Raw genomic sequence first — 19782 nt, forward strand, 5'->3', positions numbered from 1 at the left:
CCCCGGAACCCACCCCGGTTCCCACAGTGGAGCCTACCCCGGAGCCAGAGGTTACCCCTACACCGGAGGTCAGCCCTCAGCCCACAGAGTCGAGTGGGGAGACATAAATATGCAATTAAGCCCTCAGAGCATCGCTCTGAGGGCTCGCCGTTTCTTACAGGGGGAATAGCAGCAGTGTCAGGCCGGGCAACAACAGTACGCAGATGAGGGAGGCAGGAAGGGGGGAGCGCACCTTGGCGGACACTCCTTCCACCACGGCACAACCTACACAGGCCAGGAGCCCCCACAGTGCCATGGTCAGGGCCAGGACTCCCCACAGGGGGAGGACAGCGGGGAGGGCGGCAAACCGGGCCAGGCTGTTGGCCTGGGCGGTGAGCTCCGGCAGGCCATAATTCTGATATACGGCAACGATGCGGGGGAGGAAGGCGGCGGCCGTGCATGCCAGGGCGAAGAGCCAAGCCGTCAGGCGTTTGCGTCTCTTGACGTCCCGGCTGGCCCCCGCCGTCTCAATGAGCACCCCCACCTCCGTCTCCCGCTCCATGGAGAAGAAGAAGGGCAGGCACAGGGACAGGCTCAGCAGCAGCTTGGCCAGGTCGATCCGGTTGGCTGCCTGCCCCCCTGCATCGTACAGCAGCTCATAGGGGGTGGTGTAGATGTAGCATTGGCTGCTGGTCAAAGCCTCATACTGGGTCTTGGCCTGGTCCAGAGGCTCCCGGGCCTCCAGCTTTTGCGCCAGCTCACCGATTTCCTGGGTCAGCCAGGGAGAATCCTGGGCAGAGGCCTGGAGTTGGGCCAGCTGCTGCTGGATCTGCTCCAGCTTCTCCTCCTGTTGGGCCAGATAGGAGGCCTTTTCCTGGCTGGGCGGCCCGGAGAGTACGGAGCTGTACTGTCGGTAATACGTCTCCTTGGGGCCCTGGGGGCCGGAAAAGTCCCGGTAGGACAGCACCTGCACCGCCACCAGGAGGAGGAGCACCAGAAGGGCGCCGTTGGAGCGCAGCAGCTTGTACCCCTCGTGGCCCATGGGGTGGACGTGGCAGCCCAGAGACAGGCCCGCCGGGGAACGGCGAGCCGCCGTCACCGGGCTGCGCCGGACAAAGAGCGCCCCGGCCCCGGCGACACTCCCCGCCAGAAGTACCCCACACACCCCCAGGGTGGCGTGGAGCCGGGCCACGGGCAGGCCGAAGAAGTTGAGAAAGAGCAGCCCGTCAAACAGGCGGTAGGTGTCCCCCAGGCCCAGCAAATTCAGGCTCTGGGCCAGGTGGGAGGGCAGCGTCCCCAGGGCAAAGGAGAGCCCCAGGAGCAGGACCGCTGCCACCAGGGAAGCGGAGGAGCGCAGGGCGTTGGCCAGCAGGGCGAACAGCCCGGCCAGGGCCAGCAGCCACAAAAGCTTCAGGGCGAAAAACAGGGCCAGAAAGCCCCCAACTGTCAACAGGTAGGGACAGGCGGTGAGGCCATACACCGACTGCACCGGCAGGCTCAGGTTGCCCAGGCCGTAGAGCCCGGCGGAAATGCCCAGGCAGGTGCCGTACAGCACCAGGGCCAGGAAGAGCACCGCCGCTCCCAGAGCCAGACCCTTGTCCCGGTACAGGGACAAGCGGCCCCGCAGGGTGGGGTGAAGCAGGCACAGGGTGCCCTGTTCCCGCTCCTGGGCAAACAGGGCCAGGGCGGCGGCCAGGGCCAGCAGCACTCCAAAGGCATCGGCCAGGCGGTAGTCCAGCAGCGTCTCCACCCCGCCGAAGAAGCACACCTGGGGCTGCACCTGGCGCACCGTCTCGTACACCCCGTCGGTGAGGCGCAGGGAGCGGGTCTCAAAGCTGTCCCCGGTGCCAAACAGACCCGTGTTCAGCTTGGCCCGGGCCTGGGCCTGGAGCTGGGCCATGGTCTGGGGGAACTCCTCCACCGCCCGGATGCGGTCCAGGGTGTCACCCACCAATCGGGACTCCTGGTAGATGTCCCCGGTGAGCAGGGTGTCGTCGTAGATCTCCGTGTCATATCTGCACCGTTCCGACAGGTCTTCCTCCATGGCCTCCAGCTCCTGGGTGCTGCGGGTATAGAGGGTGGCCATGGGGGCGAAGTTGCCAGATGTGGCGTGGTCATAATAGAGCCAGCCATTGGCCAGACACAGCAGCAGGGCCAAAACCACCAGCATGGGGCTGCCCCACAGTTTTCTCAGTTCCCATTTCATAGGCCGCCCTCATCTCCAAAGGTGTGCAGGTACACATCCTCCAGGGTGGGCTCCACGGTCCGGCTGGGGTAGGGGGGCGGGGCGTCGGCAATGAGCCGCACCGCCACACCGCTGCCGCTGCGGCGCAGAGAGCTCACCAGTCCATACTGGCCCATCTGGGCCAGGTCCGTCTCCGGGATCTCCACATCCCACACCTGGCCCTCCATCCCCTGGCACAGGTTCTGGGGGGTGTCCTGGCATACCACTTCACCGTCCCCAATCAAAACCAGTTCCCGGGCGATGTACTCCACATCGGGGACCACATGGGTGGACAGCAGGACGATTTTGTGCAGGGCCATACTGGCGATGAGGTTGCGCACCACAATGCGCTGCCGGGGATCTAGCCCCGCCGTGGGCTCGTCCAGCACTAGAATGTCCGGGTCGTCCAGCATGGCCTGGGCCAGGAGCAGCCGCTGCTTCATGCCCCCGGACAGGGCCCGGGTGGGCTTTTTCCGCACCTCCTCCAGGGCCAGCAGATGCAGAAGCTCCGCCACCCGCTCCTTGGTGCGGGCTTTGGACATCCCCCGCAGAGAGGCTATGTAGTACAAAAACCGCTCACAGGTGAAGCCGGGGTAGAGGGTCTGCTGTTGGGGCATGTAGCCCAGCCGGGCCCGGAAGCGGCGGCCCAGCTTGGTCACATCCTCCCCGTCCAGAAAGATGTGCCCTTCGGTGGCGGGCAGATTTCCGGTGAGGATGTTCAAAAGAGTGCTTTTCCCCGCTCCATTGGGGCCCAGCAGGCCGTAAATGCCCTCATTCAGGGTGAAGCTCACCCCACGCAGGGCATGCTTGTCTCCGTAGTTCTTTTTGACATGGTCAAAGCGCAGTTCCAGGTTCGCCATAGCTGGTCACCATCCTTGCGTCAAACTCGGATGAGGCGGTCAAACCGCTGAGCCCAATAGTCCTCCTTGGAGAGGATGCAGGGGAAAGGCGTCTCTCCTCCAGAGTAGAGGCCATAGATGTAATCCTGACACTCTCCGCTGGTGGAGAAGGTGACACTTTGCCGGTCCCCCTCATCTTTCAGCAGCTGGGTGGGGCCGCCCTCTGGGTCGGCATAGTATACCTTCAAATCGGGGTCACGGGTATAGATGATGATACGGCCATCGGTAAAAAAGAAGTTTCTCAGCGTCCCTTGATACTCGATCTGACGCTGTTCCCCTGTGGCCAGGTCGTAGAGAAACAGGTCGTCTCCCACGGCGTACAGGGTCAGATCGCCCCAATGGGCCAGACTTGGAACCATATTGCCCCGGATGTAGCCACTGGCCACCACCTCGTAGCTGGACAGATCGGGGGTGTACTCCCGCAGTTCGGTTACTACGTCGTCTGGGTTCTGGTTGTCGTGAAAGTCGTCTAGATAGTCAAAATAGTCCTTGTCTGGATGTTGTGCCAGATACTCCTCCTCACTCAGGGGCTTCTGGGTAAAGATGGACACTGCCGCCAGAATGCGGTCCTCTCCAGCGCCAAACACCTGGACGGATTGGTTTTCAAAGGGAGATTCCACCTTACCGTTATCCAGCTGTACACGAATCATGAAATAATTGGAGGTGGTGCTTCCGTCTTCCTCTATGATGTCATGGAACAAATACAGATAAGCATATCCATGGGCGATCAAACCAGAGGAGAAGTAGTAAGAGTCCCTCCCGGTCTCCCCCATAAACTCACACAATTTGGTGCGCTGGCGGGTCTTGGGGTCCACCTTCCATACAGCGGCACTAATCATACCTTCATTGGACAGCACATACCAGGTGCCATAGTAGTCTACGAACCCGGCGGCGCTTTCCGCCAGATAGGCCCCACAGCTCTCGTCGGTGTGATAGCATCCACTCTGGGAGCACAGCGGCACCTGGGTCTGGACCATGGGATCATAGTAATTCAACAGGCGGCTCTGCGGGACGTAAAAGCCCTTGCCGTCGGCGGAGGGCCCCCAGGAGAGTCCGGCAAGGGTGAAGATCCGATTTTCACTAGGCGGCGCAGCGTGGTTACTCTGAACCGTCGTCCCCGGTTGAGCGGTTTGGGGCATTTGGGCAGTTTGCAGGCAGCCGCTGAGGCAGATGAGCAGGGCCAGGGAGAGAAGAGCGGATGTGAAAGAGAGAATGGTTCGAAATCTCATGGCGCACCACCTTTCAGAGGGGATTTTACAGACAATGAAACGAACTATATAGAAGGTTTCTCATCTGTAAGCGATACATTTCTAATGGCGTCAATATTGCTTATAGACGTTGCAAACCACCTTGGTATCTGCTCTAAAAATAGATGTGGTGTCTACTCTGACGCAATCCTTGATTTGTGATCTGCCCTTGGGACAGACAACGATGGGAGATCGAGTGATTCCGGCTACGGGACCCGTCTCATATGCACCCCCCGAAGCCTTTACAATACCGTAATTTTTGGTAAGCCATTGACCATGCAGAGCCTCTTGCGTGCGTATAACGGCAGCCTCAGTGGAACAGTGGCAGCTATATCCACCCTCACTGGCTTCGGTGTTCAGAATGACGCTATAATGATATTCATGATCGTTATAGACAAGCCAGCCGTATTCCCCCCCGTTATAATTAGACGGTTTTTTGGCAGCAAAAGCAGTGGCAGAGATACAGGAGAGGCAGAGGGCGGTAGCGGAGAGGGCGCACAGGATGCGAGCTGTTTTTTTCGCTTTCATGATATGTTCCTCCTACTATAAAGATTAAGATTTGGTATCAGCAGCCAGTAGGCTGATGATATAATACCGTCGTATGGGTGAGGCTTCCTTTCCCTCCTTGCGGCAGAGTCCGCTGAATACAAGAGTGGAACCTCTCCCTTCACGGGATTTCATTGATGAGCCGGATGAAGCAGCCCGATGTGAGCTGTCTTCTCATTTCGCAGTAGGGTATGACCCGTGGAGAACGAGAGGCGCAGCCATACGAAACCTGAACCAAAGGAGTGTTCTGCATGTACATCGTAGGCATCGACATCGGCAAACGTAATCATGAAGCCAGTATCATGAATGCAGCGGGAAAACAGTATGGAAAGCCCATTCGTTTTGCCAACTCTCATACCGGCTTCAACAAACTGATGGATTGGGTAAAGAACATCTCAGGAGCGGATGATGTCGTCTTTGGAATGGAAGCTACCGGGCACTACTGGCTGGCGCTTTACACCCATTTGTGTCATGAGGGGTACGCCGTCCATGTAATCAACGCTGTTCAGTCAGATGCTCTGCGGGGAATGTATATCCGCCAGGCTAAGAATGACAGCAGAGACTCATTTATCATTGCCGAGGTCATCCGCTTCGGACGCTTTTGTGAAACTGCTGTTTCAGCACCGGAACTCCATGCATTGCGGGAACTATGCCGCCATCGCTTCTGGATCGTTGATTCTGTTTCGGATCTAAAGCGGAAAGTAATCGCGTTGCTGGATCAGGTGTTCCCTGAGTATGAAAACCTTTTTACCAATACCTTTGGAAAGACTTCTTTACAACTTCTCTCCGAATACACGACACCGGAAGAACTGCTTGCCGTTGATACGGCCAAACTGGCAGAGACGATTTACACCGCCAGCCGTGGTCACCATGGCATTGAGAAAGCCCAGGAGATTCAAAACACCGCACGCAATTCCTTCGGAATCCTGCTGGCTTCCGATTCCATTGCCCTTCTCATCCGCCAATACATCGAACAGATTCGCTTCGTGGAAAAACAGGTTGATAGAATCGACACAGAAATCGCACGTTTGCTCTCTGCTTTTGACAACCAACTTACCACCATTACAGGTATTGGCCCAACCCTTGCGGCTACAATCCTTAGTGAAATTGGCGATATCCGCAAATTTGCGTCACCGGGCAAACTAGCCGCCTTTGCCGGTATTGATCCGACTATGAAACAGTCTGGTAACTTTGTTGGCAGCCATGTCCATATGTCCAAACGTGGCTCGCCTTATCTGCGCCGGGCTATTTGGCTTGCTGCAACTATCGCTGCCTTCAAAGACCCTTCCATCTCTGTCTACTACCAGCGCAAACGCTCTGAAGGGAAATCCCATCTCACAGCACTGGGACATGTTTCCCGCAAAATGGTGAATATCATCTTCGCTGTCCTTCGTGACAATACCCCCTATTCCCCAGCTATTTAGAAATCTTCTCTTGACAACCCTTTATAGCCGGTCTTGTATCAAAAACCCCAGAAAATGGGGTGGTACGCGAAAATACGACGTGTATTATATCACGGGTTTGGGAGATTGAAAAGTCTCCGGGAAAAAATATGGAGATTCTTAAGAATTACGATAAAAAACATTCGTCGGTTGTACATTGGCGGGGAATGTGGTATGATGAAGAACACTACACCTGCGAGATACAAAGGGAGGTTCTGCTGTGTATCAGCAAAAGCAGAAGTTACAAAACAGTTTGCTTGTCCTGGTGGATGCCGTATGCCTGGTGGCTGCGTTCCTCTTCGGCAGCGTGGTGCGGCTGGAGTTTCGCCCTGACCCGGTGAACCCCACCATGAACGGGGTCATCGCCAACCTGTGGTTGGTGTTGGTGACCTACTTTTGTGTGTATGTATTTTTCAATGCCAACCAGGACTTTACCCGCCGGGACGGCTATGAAGAGCTGGTATATGTGGTCAAAGTCAGTGCGTTTGTGGCGGGAGTCATTGCACTGGTTTTCTTTGCCGCTCACAAGCTGGAGTACCTGACCCGTACCGTGTGGGCGGTGACGGTGCTCAGCAACCTGGTGCTGATGTACACCAGTCACATGCTGGTCAAGAAAGTGGCCAAAAAGCGCCGGGCCATGGCGGAAAAGGAACACATGTACCTGGTGACCACCCAGAGCCGGGTGACCTACATCCTCTCCCAGCTCAAGCACGAGGAGGTGCTGGAGCGGTACACCCTGCGCATTGCCATTGTGGACCAGGACATGCGGGGCATGACCATCGGGGGCTATCCCGTGGTGGCTACCTTGGAGGACATGATGGAGGACCCCCGCCGGGAGGTGGTGGATGTGGCCTACATCAACGTGCCCTATGACACCGGGAAGTCCCTCCAGGAGTACATTGACGGCTTTGAGGAGATGGGCATCCCCGTCCAGCTCAACATCAACATGCTGGAGGGCAAGGAGGGCTACAGCCGCTGCATCGACATGGTGGGCAACATGCCGGTGGTCAGCTTTGCCCCCCGGTTCTTTGACTACAACAAGCTGGTGATGAAGCGGGCCATTGATATCATTGGCGCCCTGGTGGGACTGCTCATCACCGCTGTGGTGAGCATCTTCGTGGTCCCCGCCATCAAGCTGGAGTCCAAAGGCCCGGCCCTGTTCCGCCAGAAGCGGGTGGGCAAGAATGGCCGCTACTTCTATATCTACAAGTTCCGCTCCATGTCGGCGGATGCCGAGGCCCGTAAGGCGGACCTGATGGAGCAAAACGAGATGAAGGGCCAGATGTTCAAGATGACCAACGACCCCCGGGTGACGAAAGTGGGCAAGTTCATCCGTGCCACCAGCATTGACGAGCTGCCCCAGTTCTGGAACATCCTCAAGGGGGAGATGAGCCTGGTGGGCACCCGTCCCCCCACGGTGGAGGAGTTCAAGCAGTACGAGCCCCGGCACAAGCGCCGCCTGAGCATGAAGCCCGGCCTCACCGGCCTGTGGCAGGTCAGCGGCCGCAGCGACATCGAGGACTTTGAGGAAGTGGTGCGCCTGGACGTGGCGTACATTGACAATTGGAATCTCCAGCTGGATGCGAAAATCCTGCTCAAGACCCTGGTGGTCATTTTCAAAAAGGTGGGAGCCCGATAAGCCCTCCACCCAAGCTGTTGTATCAAAAATAGGAGTGAATGAAAATGAAACAGTATGATTACATCCTGGTGGGCGCCGGTCTGTTCTCCGGCGTCATCAACTACCTGGCCCGTCAGCAGGGCAAAAAGTGCCTGGTGGTGGAGCGCCGGGACCACATGGGCGGCAACGTGTACTGTGAGGATGTGGAGGGCATCCATGTCCACAAGTACGGCGCCCACATCTTCCACACCAGCAACAAGAAGGTGTGGAAGTTTGTCAACGATCTGGTGGAGTTCAACCGCTACACCAACTCTCCCATCGCCAACTACAAGGGCGAGATCTACAACATGCCCTTTAACATGAACACCTTCAGCAAGATGTGGGGCGTGCGCACTCCCCAGGAGGCCAAGGCCAAGATCGACGAGCAGCGCTCGGTCATCCAGGGCGAGCCACGCAACCTGGAGGAGCAGGCCATCAGCCTGGTGGGCACCGATATCTATCAGAAACTGGTGAAGGGCTATACCGAGAAGCAATGGGGCCGGGACTGCAAGGACCTGCCCAGCTTCATCATCAAGCGTCTGCCCGTGCGTTTCACTTACGACAACAACTACTTCAACGACGCCTACCAGGGCATCCCCATGGGGGGCTACAACGTGCTGGTGGACAAGCTCTTTGAGGGTGCCGACGTGGAGCTGGGGGTGGACTTCCTGGCAAACCGGGCCAAGTACGAGGCCCTGGGCCACACCATCATCTACACCGGCGCCATCGACGCCTACTATGACTACTGCTTCGGCAAGCTGGAGTACCGCACCGTCCGCTTTGAGACCGAGGTGCTGGACACCGACAACTATCAGGGCGTGGCCGTGGTCAACTACACCGACCGGGAGACCCCCTACACCCGGGTCATCGAGCACAAGCACTTTGAGTTCGGCACCCAGCCCAAGACCGTCATCTCCAAGGAGTACTCCACCGACTGGCAGGAGGGCATGGAGCCCTACTACCCCGTCAACGACCAGCGCAACCAGGCCCTCTATCAGCAGTATGCCCAGAAGGCGGCCCAGGAACCCAACGTCATCTTCGGCGGCCGCCTGGGCGAGTACAAGTACTACGATATGGACAAGGTCATCGAGTCCGCTATGAACCTGTGGGAGCGGATTCAGGGATGACGTGCACCATTGTCGTAGCGACCCATAAACCCTACCGTATGCCCTCCGACCCCTGCTACCTGCCCCTCCATGTGGGCAGGGCGGGGAAGGAGGATATCGGCTTTTCGGGGGATGATACGGGGGAGAATATCTCCCAGAAAAATCCATTTTACTGTGAACTAACAGGCCTTTACTGGCTTTGGCGCAACGTGGATTCCGATTATAAGGGGTTGGTGCATTATCGCCGCCACTTCGGGGGAAGCGGGAAGAGTAAAGACCCCTGGGAACGCATCCTCACCCAGGGGGAGCTGGAGGCCCTTTTGAAGGGCCAGGACGTGCTCCTGCCCCGTAAGCGCCGCTATTATATTGAGAGCCTCTACTCCCACTACGCCCACACCCACTATGGGGAACACCTGGATGTGACCCGGGAGATCATCGAGGCCCAGTGCCCCCAGTACCTGCCCGCCTTTGACCGGGTGATGCGCCGGACCTGGGGACACATGTTCAACATGTTTGTGATGAAGGGGGAGAAGTGCGACGCCTACTGCGCCTGGCTCTTCCCCATTTTGGAGCAGCTGGAGGGCCGGGTGGACTACCGGAGCCTGGACCCCTTCCAGGCCCGCCTCTTTGGACGGGTCAGCGAGTTGCTGCTGGATGTGTGGCTGGAGACCAACGGGTATGCCTACCAGGAGCTGCCCCTGGTGTCCACCGAGCCGGTGAACTGGTGGAAGAAGGGAACCTCCTTTTTGAAGGCCAAGTTCTCCGGCAAGAAGTACGGCTCCAGCTTTTGAGACGTTGGAATAGGTGAAATTGGAATGGAAGAGGAAAAGATAACCGTCAGTGTGGTGGTACCTGTGTACCAGACGCCTCTGGAGCTGCTGCGCCGGTGCCTGGACAGCCTGGAGGCCCAGACCCTGGAGGGGGTGGAGGTGCTGCTGGCCTTTGACGAGCCGGCGGACGGATACCGGGACACCGTGGCCCCCTACGCCCAGCGCATGGCCTTGCGGGTGCTGGAACTGCCCCACGGGGGTGTGTCGGCGGCCCGGAATGCGGGCATCCGCCACGCCCAAGGGGAGTGGATCTCCTTTGTGGATGCCGACGACTGGATTGACCCGGAGATGCTGGCCCGACAGGTCCAGGAGGGAGAGGCCAGGGGCGCGGATATCATCATGACCGAGCACGTCATGGAGTACGGAGCCAGCTCCCAGCCCCGCGGCTATCAGAGTCAGGCCATGCTCTTTGCGGGGGAGGACAAGCGCCGCTTTGAGTGCGACGTACTCAAGCCCCAGACGGGAGCGGGGTTTGTCACCGCCAAGCTGCTGCGCCGGGCGCTGCTCATGGAGGGGGAGATTTTCTTCCGGGAGGAGCTGTCGGCGGCAGAGGATGCGGAGTTTATGTTCCGGTGTGCCTGCGCCGCCCGTTGCATTGCCTACCTGCCCCTGCCCATGTACCACTACTGGTTCAATGCCGGTTCCGCAGTGCGCCGTTACCGCTCCGACTACGCCCAGCGGTACATCCGCTCCATGGAGGCCATCCGGGCGGACCTGGACCAGATGGGGGACCGGGGGTACTGCCGGGACGCCTATCACAGCTGTGTGCTCTACCACCTGCTGCTCATCGCCGTCAACGACTCCTTCCACCCGGACAACGGGCTGGGGGGACGGGCCCAGCGGAAGGCGTTCCGGGACCTGGTGCACACCCCGCTGTTTGCCCAGTCCCTGGAGCACGTGCACCTGGGAGACTTCTCCACCACCCGGAAGGTGGCGTTGCTGTGTGTGAAGCTCCGGTTTTACTACGGGGTGTATCTCATCGCCAAGGTCCGGCACTGGCAGTTTCGGAAATTTGCAGGACAGTAAGGAAGAAGCATGAAAAACGTATTGGTATTTGGTATGACGGAAAACCCCGGCGGGGTGGAGAGCGTCATTATGAACTATTACCGGGCCATGGACCGCAACCGGGTGCAGCTGGATTTTTTGTGCAACTCGGACACCGTGGCCTATGAAGAGGAGATTTTGGCCCTGGGCGGCAGAGTCTACAAGATTCCCGCCCGGCGGGACGGACGGCGTGCCTTCCACCAGGCCCTGGACGCCTTTATGGCCCAGCACGCCCGGGAGTACTGTGCCATCTGGGTCAATGTGTGCAGCCTGGCCAACATCGACTATCTGAAAGCGGCCAAGCGCTATGGCATCCCCAAGCGCATCATCCACTGCCACAACGCCGCCAACGGGGACAGCTTCCTGCGGGGACTGCTCCACCGATACAATCGGCGGGTGGTGCGGGGCGTGGCCACCGACTTCTGGTCCTGCTCCGACGGGGCCTGCCCCTGGTTTTACGGGGCTGAGGCGGGGAAGCTGCCCCACTATCAGCTCATCACCAACGCCATTGACCCCGCCCAGTTTACCCCCGATCCCCAGGTGCGGCAGGCGTACCGCCGCCAGCTGGGGTGCGAGGACGCCCTGGTGGTGGGACACGTGGGGCGGTTCCACTTTCAAAAAAACCAGAGCTTTCTCCTGGACGTGGTCTCGGAACTGGCCCGCATGGGCCAGCCGGTGAAGGCGCTGCTGGTGGGCCAGGGGGAGGACCTGGAGCCCATGCGTGAGAAGGCCCGCTCTCTGGGGCTGGAGGGCCAAGTGGAATTTCTGGGGGTGCGGTCCGACACCGCCCAGCTCTACCAGGCCATGGACGTGTTTGTCTTCCCCTCCCAATTTGAGGGGCTGCCCATGGCTCTCCTGGAGGCTCAGGCCAACGGCCTGCCCTGTGTGGTGTCCGATGCCATTGTGCCGGAGATTCAGGTCAACTCCAACCTGTACCGCCTCTCCCTCCAGGACAGCCCCAAGCAGTGGGCGGAGTGTGTGGTGAACAAAGCCCTCAAGGCGGGGCGGGTGGACCAGGCCCAGTTTGCCCACTCCCCCTATGACATCAACAGCCAGGTGCAGCGTCTGCAAGCGCTGCTGACAGAGGAGGCACTATGAAGCAATTCTGCATTGTGGAGCGGGACTCCCACGAGTTCCACGCAGGCTCCAAGGCCCGCAACGATGTGGGAGAGATTCTCACCGCCCAGGGGTGGACGGCCCTGCCCGTCCACCGCAGCCAGGGCAAGGGCACCCCGGATAAGCTGAAAATGGCGGCGGTGACCTGGATGGACTGGCGGGGAGTATCCAAGCAGTTGTCCCCCGGGGACACCCTGCTGGTGCAGTACCCCTTGGATATGTACCCCAAGGTCAGCCGTCTGGCCATCCCCTTTTTGCGGGGGATGAAGGAAAAGGGCGTGCAGCTCATCTTCCTCATCCACGACCTGGACAGCCTGCGGGGCGTTGAAGGAAACGGGGAGCGGCAGTTCTTGGAGCTTGCTGACCTGCTCATCGCCCACAACCAGGAGATGACGGAATACTTATGCGAGCGGGGGTACGGGGACAAGGCCATCCGCACCCTGGACCTCTTTGATTACCTATTGGAGGAGGAGCCCACCGCCTGCAACACCCAGGACCCCTGGGAGGTGGTGGTGGCGGGCAATCTCCGTCCGGACAAGGCGGGGTATGTCTACCGCCTGGGCCAGCTGGACTCCAAGGTCCGCTTCCGCCTCTACGGCCCCAACTATCAGGAGGGGGTGCCCCAGGTGGGGGTGAAGTACTGCGGCCAGTTCCCCCCCGAGCAGTTGCCCCAGACTCTGCGGGGCGGCTTCGGCCTGGTGTGGGACGGCGATCGGCTGGACTGTTGTGACGGAGTGTACGGCACCTATTTGAAGTACAACAACCCCCACAAGGCATCCCTCTATCTGGCCTGTGGCATCCCGGTGATGGTGTGGGACCAGTCCGCCCTGGCCGACTACGTGGTGGAGCACCATTTGGGTATTGCGGTGGGCAGCCTGGAAGAGCTGCCCCGGCGGCTGCAGCACATGAGCCGGGAGGAGTACCAGACCCTGTGCCAGGGAGCCCGGGAGATGGGCGCCCGGCTGCGCCGGGGCGCCATGCTGGGCCGGGTGCTCCGGGCCTATGAATCATCCAAGGACGAGGTGACAGAATGAAACGCCACGATGGACTGCGCCAATGCCTTTTCTGGTGCGCTTTTCTCCTCTATTTGGTGGCCACCACCCTGCAATTTACCATGGCCACCGAGGTGGGTATGGTGGGCAAGATATTGACCCTGGCCCGCTACCTCTCCTTTGGGCTGGCCGGGTTGAAAATCCTGTGGGATTGGGCGTTGCTGGGCCTGAAAAAGGAGGGGCCGTGGTCCCTGACCCGGGGGGCGGTGGGCTGTGCCCTGAAATATATCCTGCTGGCAGGGATTGTGCTGCTGGCGGTGGTGACCTCCAAGGATACCTTGCCCCTGTTTGTGCTGGTGCTGCTGCTGGCCTCCAAAGGGGTGGAAGTGGACGACATCTTTGGGATCGCCCTGCCTGTGCAGGTACTGGTGCTGGCGTTTGTCTTCTTCCTCACCCTGGATGGGACCCTCCCCGACCTGACGTACGTGCGGGAGGACGCCACCGTGCGCCACTCCCTGGGCTTTACCTATCCCACCGTGGTGATGACCTACTTTTTTTTCATCCTGGTGTGGGCCATGTGGCGGTGCAGAAAGGGCATCTCAGTGGGCTCCGGAGTGGCGCTGTTGGCGGTCACCGTGGGCCTTTACTACCTCACCGACGCCCGCAACGGCTTTTTGCTCTCCTGTGTGGTGATTCTGGTGGAGATGGTGCTGGGCCAGCGGTCCCGTTGGGATGGCTTGGCCCGCCGTCTGAGTGAGCAGCGCTGGTGCCGGGTGTTGTGCCGGGTGGTGCGGTTTGGCTATGAATACTGCGCCGTGCTCCTGTGCGTTTTGTTGGCGGGGCTGTGCTGGCTCTATCCCGCCCAACCGGCAGCGATGCTCAACCGTCTGCTCTCGGACCGCATTCGCCTCACCGCCCAGGCGGCTGCCAACTACGGCATCCACCTGTTGGGCAACTCCATCCAGTGGGTGGGCTACGGCGGAGATGTGGATTGGGCGACCATTGGAGAGCGGTACAACTTTGTGGACTGCTCCTACTCCCTGACCCTGTTCAACTACGGCGTGATCTTCTCGGCCCTGGTCCTGGTGGGGCTGGTGCTGCTGGGCAAGCGGCTGTACAAACAGGGCAATTGGAACCACTGCTTCCTCTATCTCATGGTGTTGGGATGCTGCTTTATTGAGCCTCGGCTGCTGGAAGTGCACCTGAACCTGGTGCTCTTTGCCGCCGCGCCCATCCTGTACACCTGTCCCAAGTGGCTGGAAGGCAGGAAGTGACCATGGCCAAGATTCAGTCGGTAAAATTCAATTTCGTCATGAACAGCATCCTCACCATGTCTGCCATGATCTTCCCCATTATCACCTACCCCTATGTGACCGGGATTTTGGGGCCTCAGGGGATTGGCACGGTGTCCTTTGCCAACTCGGTGGTGACCTACTTCTCCATGTTTGCCCAGCTGGGCATTCCCACCTATGGCATCCGGGCCTGCGCCAAGGTGCGGGACAACCGGGAAGAGTTGTCCAGAGTCACCCAGGAGATCTTGCTCATCAACCTGGTGACCTGCGTGGTGTCCTATGTGCTGTTCTTTATCTCCCTCCAGGCCATCCCTCAGCTCCGGGAGGAGAAGGGGCTCTACATGGTGATGAGCTCCATGATTCTGTTTAACTCCATCGGGGCAGAGTGGCTGTACAAGGGCCTGGAGCAGTACCGCTATATCACCCTAAGGTCGGTGCTCTTTAAGTTCATCGCCCTGGTGGGGATGTTCCTCCTTATCCATGAGGAGGGGGACTATGTGATCTACGGCGGCATCACCATTTTTGCCTCCGTGGGGTCCAACCTCTTAAACCTCATCAACCTCAAGTGGCTGGTGGATGTGCGCCCCATGGGGCACTACAACTTCCGCCGCCACCTGCGGCCCATCTTCGTGTTCTTCGCTATGTCCATCGCCACCACGGTGTACACCAACATGGACAACGTGATGCTGGGCTTCCTCCGTGGCACCACCGAGAACGGCTACTATGATGCCGCGGTGAAGATCAAGAACATCCTGGTCAGCGTGGTGGCCTCCCTGGGCACGGTGCTGCTGCCCCGAGTGTCCTACTACGTGGAGCGGGGGGAGAAGGAGGCTTTTGCCCAGGCCACTCAGAAGGCCCTGCGGTTTGTCTTCCTGCTGGCCATGCCTCTGTGCCTCTACTTCATCCTCTTTGCCCGGCCCTCCATCTACCTGCTGTCGGGCAAGGCCTTTGAGGCCTCCATTTTGCCCATGCAGCTGATCATGCCCACTCTGGTGTTCATCGGCCTGACTAACATTATGGGCATTCAGATTCTGGTGCCCACCGGGCGGGAGAAACAGGTGCTGTTCTCCGAGATTGTGGGGGCTGTGGTGAATGTGGTGGCCAACTCCCTGCTTATTCCCCAGATGGGGGCGGCCGGAGCGGCCATCGGCACGGTGCTGGCCGAGCTGGCGGTGCTGGTGGTGCAGATCGTCGCCCTGGGCCGGGAAATTCTCCCCGCTCTGGCGAAGCTGCCCTATCTCAGGGTATGGATGGCCCTGAGCGCTGCGGCGGCCTCGGTGGGGTGGCTGTTGGGCAGTTCCCTCCACCCCCTCGTGGTGCTGGTGGCCTCGGCGGTGCTGTTTTTCGCCGTCTATGGCGTGCTCCTGCTGCTGTTGGGAGAGCCTATGGTGCGGGAGATCTGGTCCCAGGTGTGGGAAAAGACCGTGGGAAAAGTGTTGAAAAAGTAAATGGAATCTGGTATAATTCGTTGGATAAACACCAGCGAGGACAAAAGGAAGCTGGCGCATCCCGCCAGCTTCTCTTTTTTGGGAGGGAACCCCTTGTCTCAAATCAAATTATTTGTGTGCTGTCACCAAGCGGGGCAGCGCGTTCCGGCGCACCCCCTCCTCCAACCCGTGCAGGTGGGGGCGGCGCTGGCCCAAGACCATTTCCCTGGTTTTGCCCACGACGATGCGGGAGAGAACATCTCCCAGAAAAACCGCTCCTACTGTGAGCTCACCGCTCACTACTGGGCGTGGAAGAACGTGGAGGCGGACTACTACGGATTTTTCCACTACCGCCGCTACCTGTATCTGGACGAGCACGCCCGCCGTCCCTACCGCCTGGCGGGAGAGTTGACGGCGGAGGGCCTGGAGACCCTGGGCTTCGACCGGCTGGAGGGGTGGCTGGAGGGCAAGGCCTGCGTGGTGCCCATGGGAGAGGACATGCACATCTCGGTGCGGGACCACTATGCCCGGGCCCCCTATCACCACCGTGAGGACTTGGCTCTGGTGGAGGACATTGTGAGGGAGAAATACCCGGACTATGTGCCCGCCATGGAGGAATATCTCTCCGGCACCAACTGTTATTTTGGCAATATCTTTATCATGCAAAAGCCCCTGTTTGACCAGTATTGCGGGTGGCTTTTCTCCATTCTGGAGGAATTTGACCGCCGGGCAGACACCACCGGCTACTCCACCCAGGAGCTGCGGGTGGACGGGTATCTGGCCGAGCGGCTGTTGGGGGTGTATGTCACCCACCTGCGCCGCACCACTGGGACCCAGGTGTACGAGCTGCCCCGGGTGCAGTTTGAGCCGGACAACAAGAAGCGGGTTCAGCGGAAGCTGCTCAACGCCCTGCTCCCACCGGGGAGCCGCCGGAGGGCTTGGGTGAAGAAGGGAAGAGGGTGAAGCGCTTGGCAGCATGTGACATTTCTGTGATTATTCCGGTGTACAACATCCAGCAGCACCTGAGAGAGTGCCTGGACAGCGTGCTGGGCCAGAGCTATCCCCACCTCCAGGTGATCTGTGTGGACGACGGCTCCACCGATGAAAGCCCCGCCATCCTGGCCGAGTACGCCCAGAAAGACCCCCGGGTGCAGGTCATCCGCCAGCAAAACGCCGGACCCGGCGCTGCCCGGAACACTGGACTGGAGGCGGCGGTGGGGGAGTACGTCATTTTCCTGGACTCGGACGACTGGTTCGAGCCGGACTTTTTGGAACAGATGGTGGATACCGCCCAGCGGGAAGGGGCGGATGTGGCCATCTGCCGGGCGGTGGAGTTTGACACCAACTCCGGGCGGGAACTGCCCTCCGAGTGGATGATGAAAAAGCAGTACCTCCCCGGCAAGCTGGCCTTTGCCCCTCAGGAGATGGCCGACCACCTGTTCCAGTTCACCTACGGGATGCCCTGGGACAAGTTCTACCGCCGGGAGCTGCTTACTTCTTCTGGCATCCGCTACCCGGCCCTGAAAAACTCCGAGGATCTGGCCTTTGTCTATCCCACGCTGTTGGCGGCAAAGCGCATTGCCGTGGTGGACGAGGTGCTCATTCATCACCGGATTAACCGCATGGCCTCGGTGTCCAACAGCCGCTGCGGCCAGCCCGAGGCCCCCTATGAGGCCTTCCAGATCGTCAAGGAGTATCTGGAGCAACACCAGCTCATGGACACCTACCGCCGCAGTTTCCTCAACTGGGCCATGGAGTTTTTGGTCTGGCACATCAGCAACATGTCACAGCGAGACATTCAGAGACAATACCTACACACGCTGCGGCGCCAGTGGCTGCCCCAGCTGCACTTTGAGGAGCATCCCGCCAGCTACTACGAGAGCAAAAGCTGCTACGCCAAATACCTGCTGGCCCGGTATGCCCCTTATCCTGTGTTTGCTGCCGTGGTGAAGGTGTATAAAAAAGCCAAACATGGGGGGCAGTGAGCATGGAGAAGATGCAAATTTCCGTCATTATCCCGGTGTACAACACCGAGGCCCACTTAAACGCCTGCCTGGACGGCGTTCTGAGCCAGAACATCCCAAACCTGGAGGTCATCTGTGTGGACGACGGCTCCACCGACCGCAGTCTGGAGGTGCTCCGGGAGTACGCCGCCCGTGATCCCCGGGTGGTGGTGCTCACCCAGAAAAACTCCTTTGCCGGCGTGGCCCGCAACCACGGCCTTGAGGTGGCCCGGGGTGAGTACGTGGCCTTTTTGGACTCGGACGACCAGTTTTTGCCCGGAGCCCTGGAGGGGCTGTATGCCCAGGCCAAGGAGCACGACCTGGACGTCATCAAGGCGGGCTTTTCCTATGTGGAGCCGGGGGGAGAGCCCTACACCACCCTGTACTCCACCTTGAGCTGCATCGGCAAGGGTCAGGCCAAGCGGGTCATGCGCTTCACCGACCTGCCTCTGCGGCTGCTGCAAGTGCCCGACGTGCCCTGGAATGGCCTGTACCGCCGGGCCTTTTTGGAGCAAAACCACATCCACTTCAACAACCTCCGGTGCATCAACGACCACTCCTTCTGGATTGCCTGCCTCATCCACGCACCCCGGCTCATGGTGACCCACACTCCGGTGGCCTGCTACCGGGTGGAGCAGAGCACCTCTCTGGTGGGGCGTAAGGCGGCCCATTTCCACTGTCAGCTGGAGTCCTATGCAATTGTCCGGGAGATGGTGAAGGATTTGCCGGACAAGCTGCGCCGGGCTGTCATGCGCAACGAGCTCAACGGCATGTTCGGCTGGTATGAGCGGCTGCGCCCCCAGGCCCCGGACGTGGAGGGCCTGGACCGACAGGTGGCGGAGTTTTTGAAGCAGTTGGATGAGGAAGAGGTGGGGGTGAAATTCCTCCGCTCCTTCTCCTATAGCGGCTCCTATTTCTCTCTGCGCTATGGCCAGCCTGCCCCCAAGCGCCCCAACCCCCTGGTGCGGGCGGTGAGCTGTTGGCGGGACCACGGCTGGACCTACACCTGGGAGAAGCTGCGCTCGAAAGGAGAACAGACATGGGTACGGTGAAAAATGCCTTGAAGAAGGTCTTGCCTCCGCCCGTCTCTGCCTTTAACCGGGAGGTGGAGCGGATTTTGGCCGCTCAGGAGGACAATGCTCAGCTGATTCAACAGTTGCGCCATGAGGTGGAATCGCTGACCCAACAGCTGGAGGATACCCAGAAGATGGTGAATGCCCTGACCAAAGTTGTGCAGGAGAACCAAGCTGCAAAACTGGAGCATGTGCGCAGACAATCGGCGGATGCCTCCCGAAATGCGGCAGAAGGGACTTGGGCCAACGTCTTCCACGATACGATTCGAGAAAGCAAGTGGCTGACCGATGCCACATTTTCGCCGGGCAGATGGGCAGTGGGATATCCCTATCTGTATGCCATGTATCGAGTGCTCAACGAATTCCAGCCCAAGCGTATTTTAGAGCTGGGGTTGGGCCAGTCCACCCGAATGATTGCCCAGTATGCTGCGGCCCATGAGGGCGTAGAGCATCTTGTGGTGGAGCATGACCCGGCGTGGATTCAATTTTTCAGCCAGGCATTCTCCCTGCCCGCCTCCACGCAGATTGTACAGCTGGAGCGGGAAATGGTGCCCTATCAAGAGGCACAACAGGTGCGCGTGTTCCAGGGCTTTCAGCAGGCCTTGGCGGGAAAGCAGTTTGACTTTATCTCCATCGACGCACCGTTGGGTGGAGATATGAAGGAGTACGCCAGGATCGACGTATTGCGTATGATGCCCGGATGTTTGAGTCGGGACTTTGTCGTTATGGTGGATGACGCAGAGCGACCGGGAGAGCGGCATACCGTGGCAGCCATGGAGAAATGCTTGCAGGAACATGACATTGCCTATCAGCGTGGCGGATACAACGGGAAAAAAGATACCGTTTTGCTCTGCTCACAGTCTGTGGGATTTTTGAGCAGTATGTGAGGGCTTGCCCCTGACACA

The 19782-nt window shown here is 59.4% G+C and carries 17 protein-coding genes; 13 read left to right on the forward strand and 4 right to left on the reverse strand.

The features are described from left to right. Positions 1–154: 154 nt before the first annotated feature. The 4 genes from B5F22_RS12765 to B5F22_RS08185 all read right to left on the reverse strand — a co-directional run bounded on the left by B5F22_RS12765 (position 155) and on the right by B5F22_RS08185 (position 4877). Positions 155–2185 (reverse strand): ABC transporter permease subunit, encoded by a 2031-nt coding sequence (locus tag B5F22_RS12765; RefSeq protein ID WP_087392177.1) that lies wholly within the window; start codon positions 2183–2185, stop codon positions 155–157. Further along, positions 2182–3063 (reverse strand): ATP-binding cassette domain-containing protein, encoded by an 882-nt coding sequence (locus tag B5F22_RS08175; RefSeq protein ID WP_242955085.1) that lies wholly within the window; start codon positions 3061–3063, stop codon positions 2182–2184. Before B5F22_RS08175 ends, B5F22_RS12765 begins: the two co-directional genes overlap by 4 nt. A gap of 20 nt (positions 3064–3083) precedes the next feature. Continuing rightward, positions 3084–4331, reverse strand: a complete 1248-nt coding sequence (locus tag B5F22_RS08180; protein ID WP_087392178.1) for a hypothetical protein — start codon at positions 4329–4331, stop codon at positions 3084–3086. Between the two features lie 90 nt (positions 4332–4421). Continuing rightward, a complete protein-coding gene (locus B5F22_RS08185) occupies positions 4422–4877 on the reverse strand; it encodes a hypothetical protein (RefSeq protein WP_087392179.1) in 456 nt (151 codons plus the stop codon). 269 nt (positions 4878–5146) lie between these two features. Between B5F22_RS08185 and B5F22_RS08190 the strand changes: the two genes are divergently transcribed. The 13 genes from B5F22_RS08190 (at position 5147) to B5F22_RS08250 (ending at position 19764) form a co-directional block, all read left to right on the forward strand. After that, the gene (locus B5F22_RS08190; RefSeq protein ID WP_087371429.1) at positions 5147–6319 is read left to right on the forward strand and encodes an IS110 family transposase; all 1173 of its coding nucleotides are present in this window, start codon (positions 5147–5149) and stop codon (positions 6317–6319) included. 238 nt (positions 6320–6557) lie between these two features. Continuing rightward, positions 6558–7976, forward strand: a complete 1419-nt coding sequence (locus tag B5F22_RS08195) for a sugar transferase (RefSeq protein WP_158096658.1) — start codon at positions 6558–6560, stop codon at positions 7974–7976. A 44-nt stretch (positions 7977–8020) separates the two neighbouring features. Beyond that, the gene (gene glf / locus B5F22_RS08200) at positions 8021–9121 is read left to right on the forward strand and encodes a UDP-galactopyranose mutase (RefSeq protein WP_087392180.1); all 1101 of its coding nucleotides are present in this window, start codon (positions 8021–8023) and stop codon (positions 9119–9121) included. Further along, a complete protein-coding gene (locus B5F22_RS08205) occupies positions 9118–9891 on the forward strand; it encodes a DUF4422 domain-containing protein (RefSeq protein ID WP_087392181.1) in 774 nt (257 codons plus the stop codon). Before glf ends, B5F22_RS08205 begins: the two co-directional genes overlap by 4 nt. A gap of 24 nt (positions 9892–9915) precedes the next feature. Then, complete coding sequence (locus B5F22_RS08210) at positions 9916–10956, forward strand: glycosyltransferase family 2 protein (RefSeq protein ID WP_087392182.1); 1041 nt, start codon at positions 9916–9918, stop codon at positions 10954–10956. A 9-nt stretch (positions 10957–10965) separates the two neighbouring features. Then, positions 10966–12072 (forward strand): glycosyltransferase family 1 protein, encoded by a 1107-nt coding sequence (locus B5F22_RS08215; protein ID WP_087392183.1) that lies wholly within the window; start codon positions 10966–10968, stop codon positions 12070–12072. Further along, complete coding sequence (locus tag B5F22_RS08220) at positions 12069–13124, forward strand: sugar transferase (protein WP_087392184.1); 1056 nt, start codon at positions 12069–12071, stop codon at positions 13122–13124. The genes B5F22_RS08215 and B5F22_RS08220 overlap by 4 nt, the downstream gene beginning before the upstream one ends. Beyond that, positions 13121–14356: a hypothetical protein gene (locus tag B5F22_RS08225; protein ID WP_087392185.1), complete on the forward strand. Its 1236-nt coding sequence runs from the start codon at positions 13121–13123 to the stop codon at positions 14354–14356. The genes B5F22_RS08220 and B5F22_RS08225 overlap by 4 nt, the downstream gene beginning before the upstream one ends. 2 nt (positions 14357–14358) lie before the next feature. Further along, entirely contained in the window at positions 14359–15822 is a 1464-nt protein-coding gene (locus B5F22_RS08230) for a flippase (protein ID WP_087392186.1), read from the forward strand. Between the two features lie 93 nt (positions 15823–15915). Beyond that, the gene (locus B5F22_RS08235) at positions 15916–16764 is read left to right on the forward strand and encodes a DUF4422 domain-containing protein (protein WP_158096659.1); all 849 of its coding nucleotides are present in this window, start codon (positions 15916–15918) and stop codon (positions 16762–16764) included. A gap of 26 nt (positions 16765–16790) precedes the next feature. Beyond that, positions 16791–17786, forward strand: a complete 996-nt coding sequence (locus B5F22_RS08240) for a glycosyltransferase family 2 protein (RefSeq protein ID WP_158096660.1) — start codon at positions 16791–16793, stop codon at positions 17784–17786. A gap of 2 nt (positions 17787–17788) precedes the next feature. Further along, positions 17789–18856: a glycosyltransferase gene (locus tag B5F22_RS08245; protein ID WP_087392188.1), complete on the forward strand. Its 1068-nt coding sequence runs from the start codon at positions 17789–17791 to the stop codon at positions 18854–18856. Further along, positions 18844–19764, forward strand: a complete 921-nt coding sequence (locus B5F22_RS08250; protein ID WP_087392189.1) for a hypothetical protein — start codon at positions 18844–18846, stop codon at positions 19762–19764. Before B5F22_RS08245 ends, B5F22_RS08250 begins: the two co-directional genes overlap by 13 nt. The last annotated feature ends 18 nt before the right edge of the window (positions 19765–19782 follow it).

The organism is Pseudoflavonifractor sp. An187 (genome assembly GCF_002160275.1).
Taxonomy (GTDB): domain Bacteria; phylum Bacillota; class Clostridia; order Oscillospirales; family Oscillospiraceae; genus Enterenecus; species Enterenecus faecium.

Bases quoted from the DNA above. Each gene is read 5' to 3' on its own strand.
- B5F22_RS08185 (WP_087392179.1), bottom strand. From the start codon at position 4,877: ATGAAAGCGAAAAAAACAGCTCGCATCCTGTGCGCCCTCTCCGCTACC.
- glf (WP_087392180.1), top strand. From the start codon at position 8,021: ATGAAACAGTATGATTACATCCTGGTGGGCGCCGGTCTGTTCTCCGGC.
- B5F22_RS08250 (WP_087392189.1), top strand. From the start codon at position 18,844: ATGGGTACGGTGAAAAATGCCTTGAAGAAGGTCTTGCCTCCGCCCGTC.
- B5F22_RS08230 (WP_087392186.1), top strand. From the start codon at position 14,359: ATGGCCAAGATTCAGTCGGTAAAATTCAATTTCGTCATGAACAGCATC.
- B5F22_RS08215 (WP_087392183.1), top strand. From the start codon at position 10,966: ATGAAAAACGTATTGGTATTTGGTATGACGGAAAACCCCGGCGGGGTG.
- B5F22_RS08205 (WP_087392181.1), top strand. From the start codon at position 9,118: ATGACGTGCACCATTGTCGTAGCGACCCATAAACCCTACCGTATGCCC.
- B5F22_RS08225 (WP_087392185.1), top strand. From the start codon at position 13,121: ATGAAACGCCACGATGGACTGCGCCAATGCCTTTTCTGGTGCGCTTTT.
- B5F22_RS08190 (WP_087371429.1), top strand. From the start codon at position 5,147: ATGTACATCGTAGGCATCGACATCGGCAAACGTAATCATGAAGCCAGT.
- B5F22_RS08175 (WP_242955085.1), bottom strand. From the start codon at position 3,063: ATGGCGAACCTGGAACTGCGCTTTGACCATGTCAAAAAGAACTACGGA.
- B5F22_RS08180 (WP_087392178.1), bottom strand. From the start codon at position 4,331: ATGAGATTTCGAACCATTCTCTCTTTCACATCCGCTCTTCTCTCCCTG.
- B5F22_RS12765 (WP_087392177.1), bottom strand. From the start codon at position 2,185: ATGAAATGGGAACTGAGAAAACTGTGGGGCAGCCCCATGCTGGTGGTT.
- B5F22_RS08220 (WP_087392184.1), top strand. From the start codon at position 12,069: ATGAAGCAATTCTGCATTGTGGAGCGGGACTCCCACGAGTTCCACGCA.
- B5F22_RS08245 (WP_087392188.1), top strand. From the start codon at position 17,789: ATGGAGAAGATGCAAATTTCCGTCATTATCCCGGTGTACAACACCGAG.
- B5F22_RS08210 (WP_087392182.1), top strand. From the start codon at position 9,916: ATGGAAGAGGAAAAGATAACCGTCAGTGTGGTGGTACCTGTGTACCAG.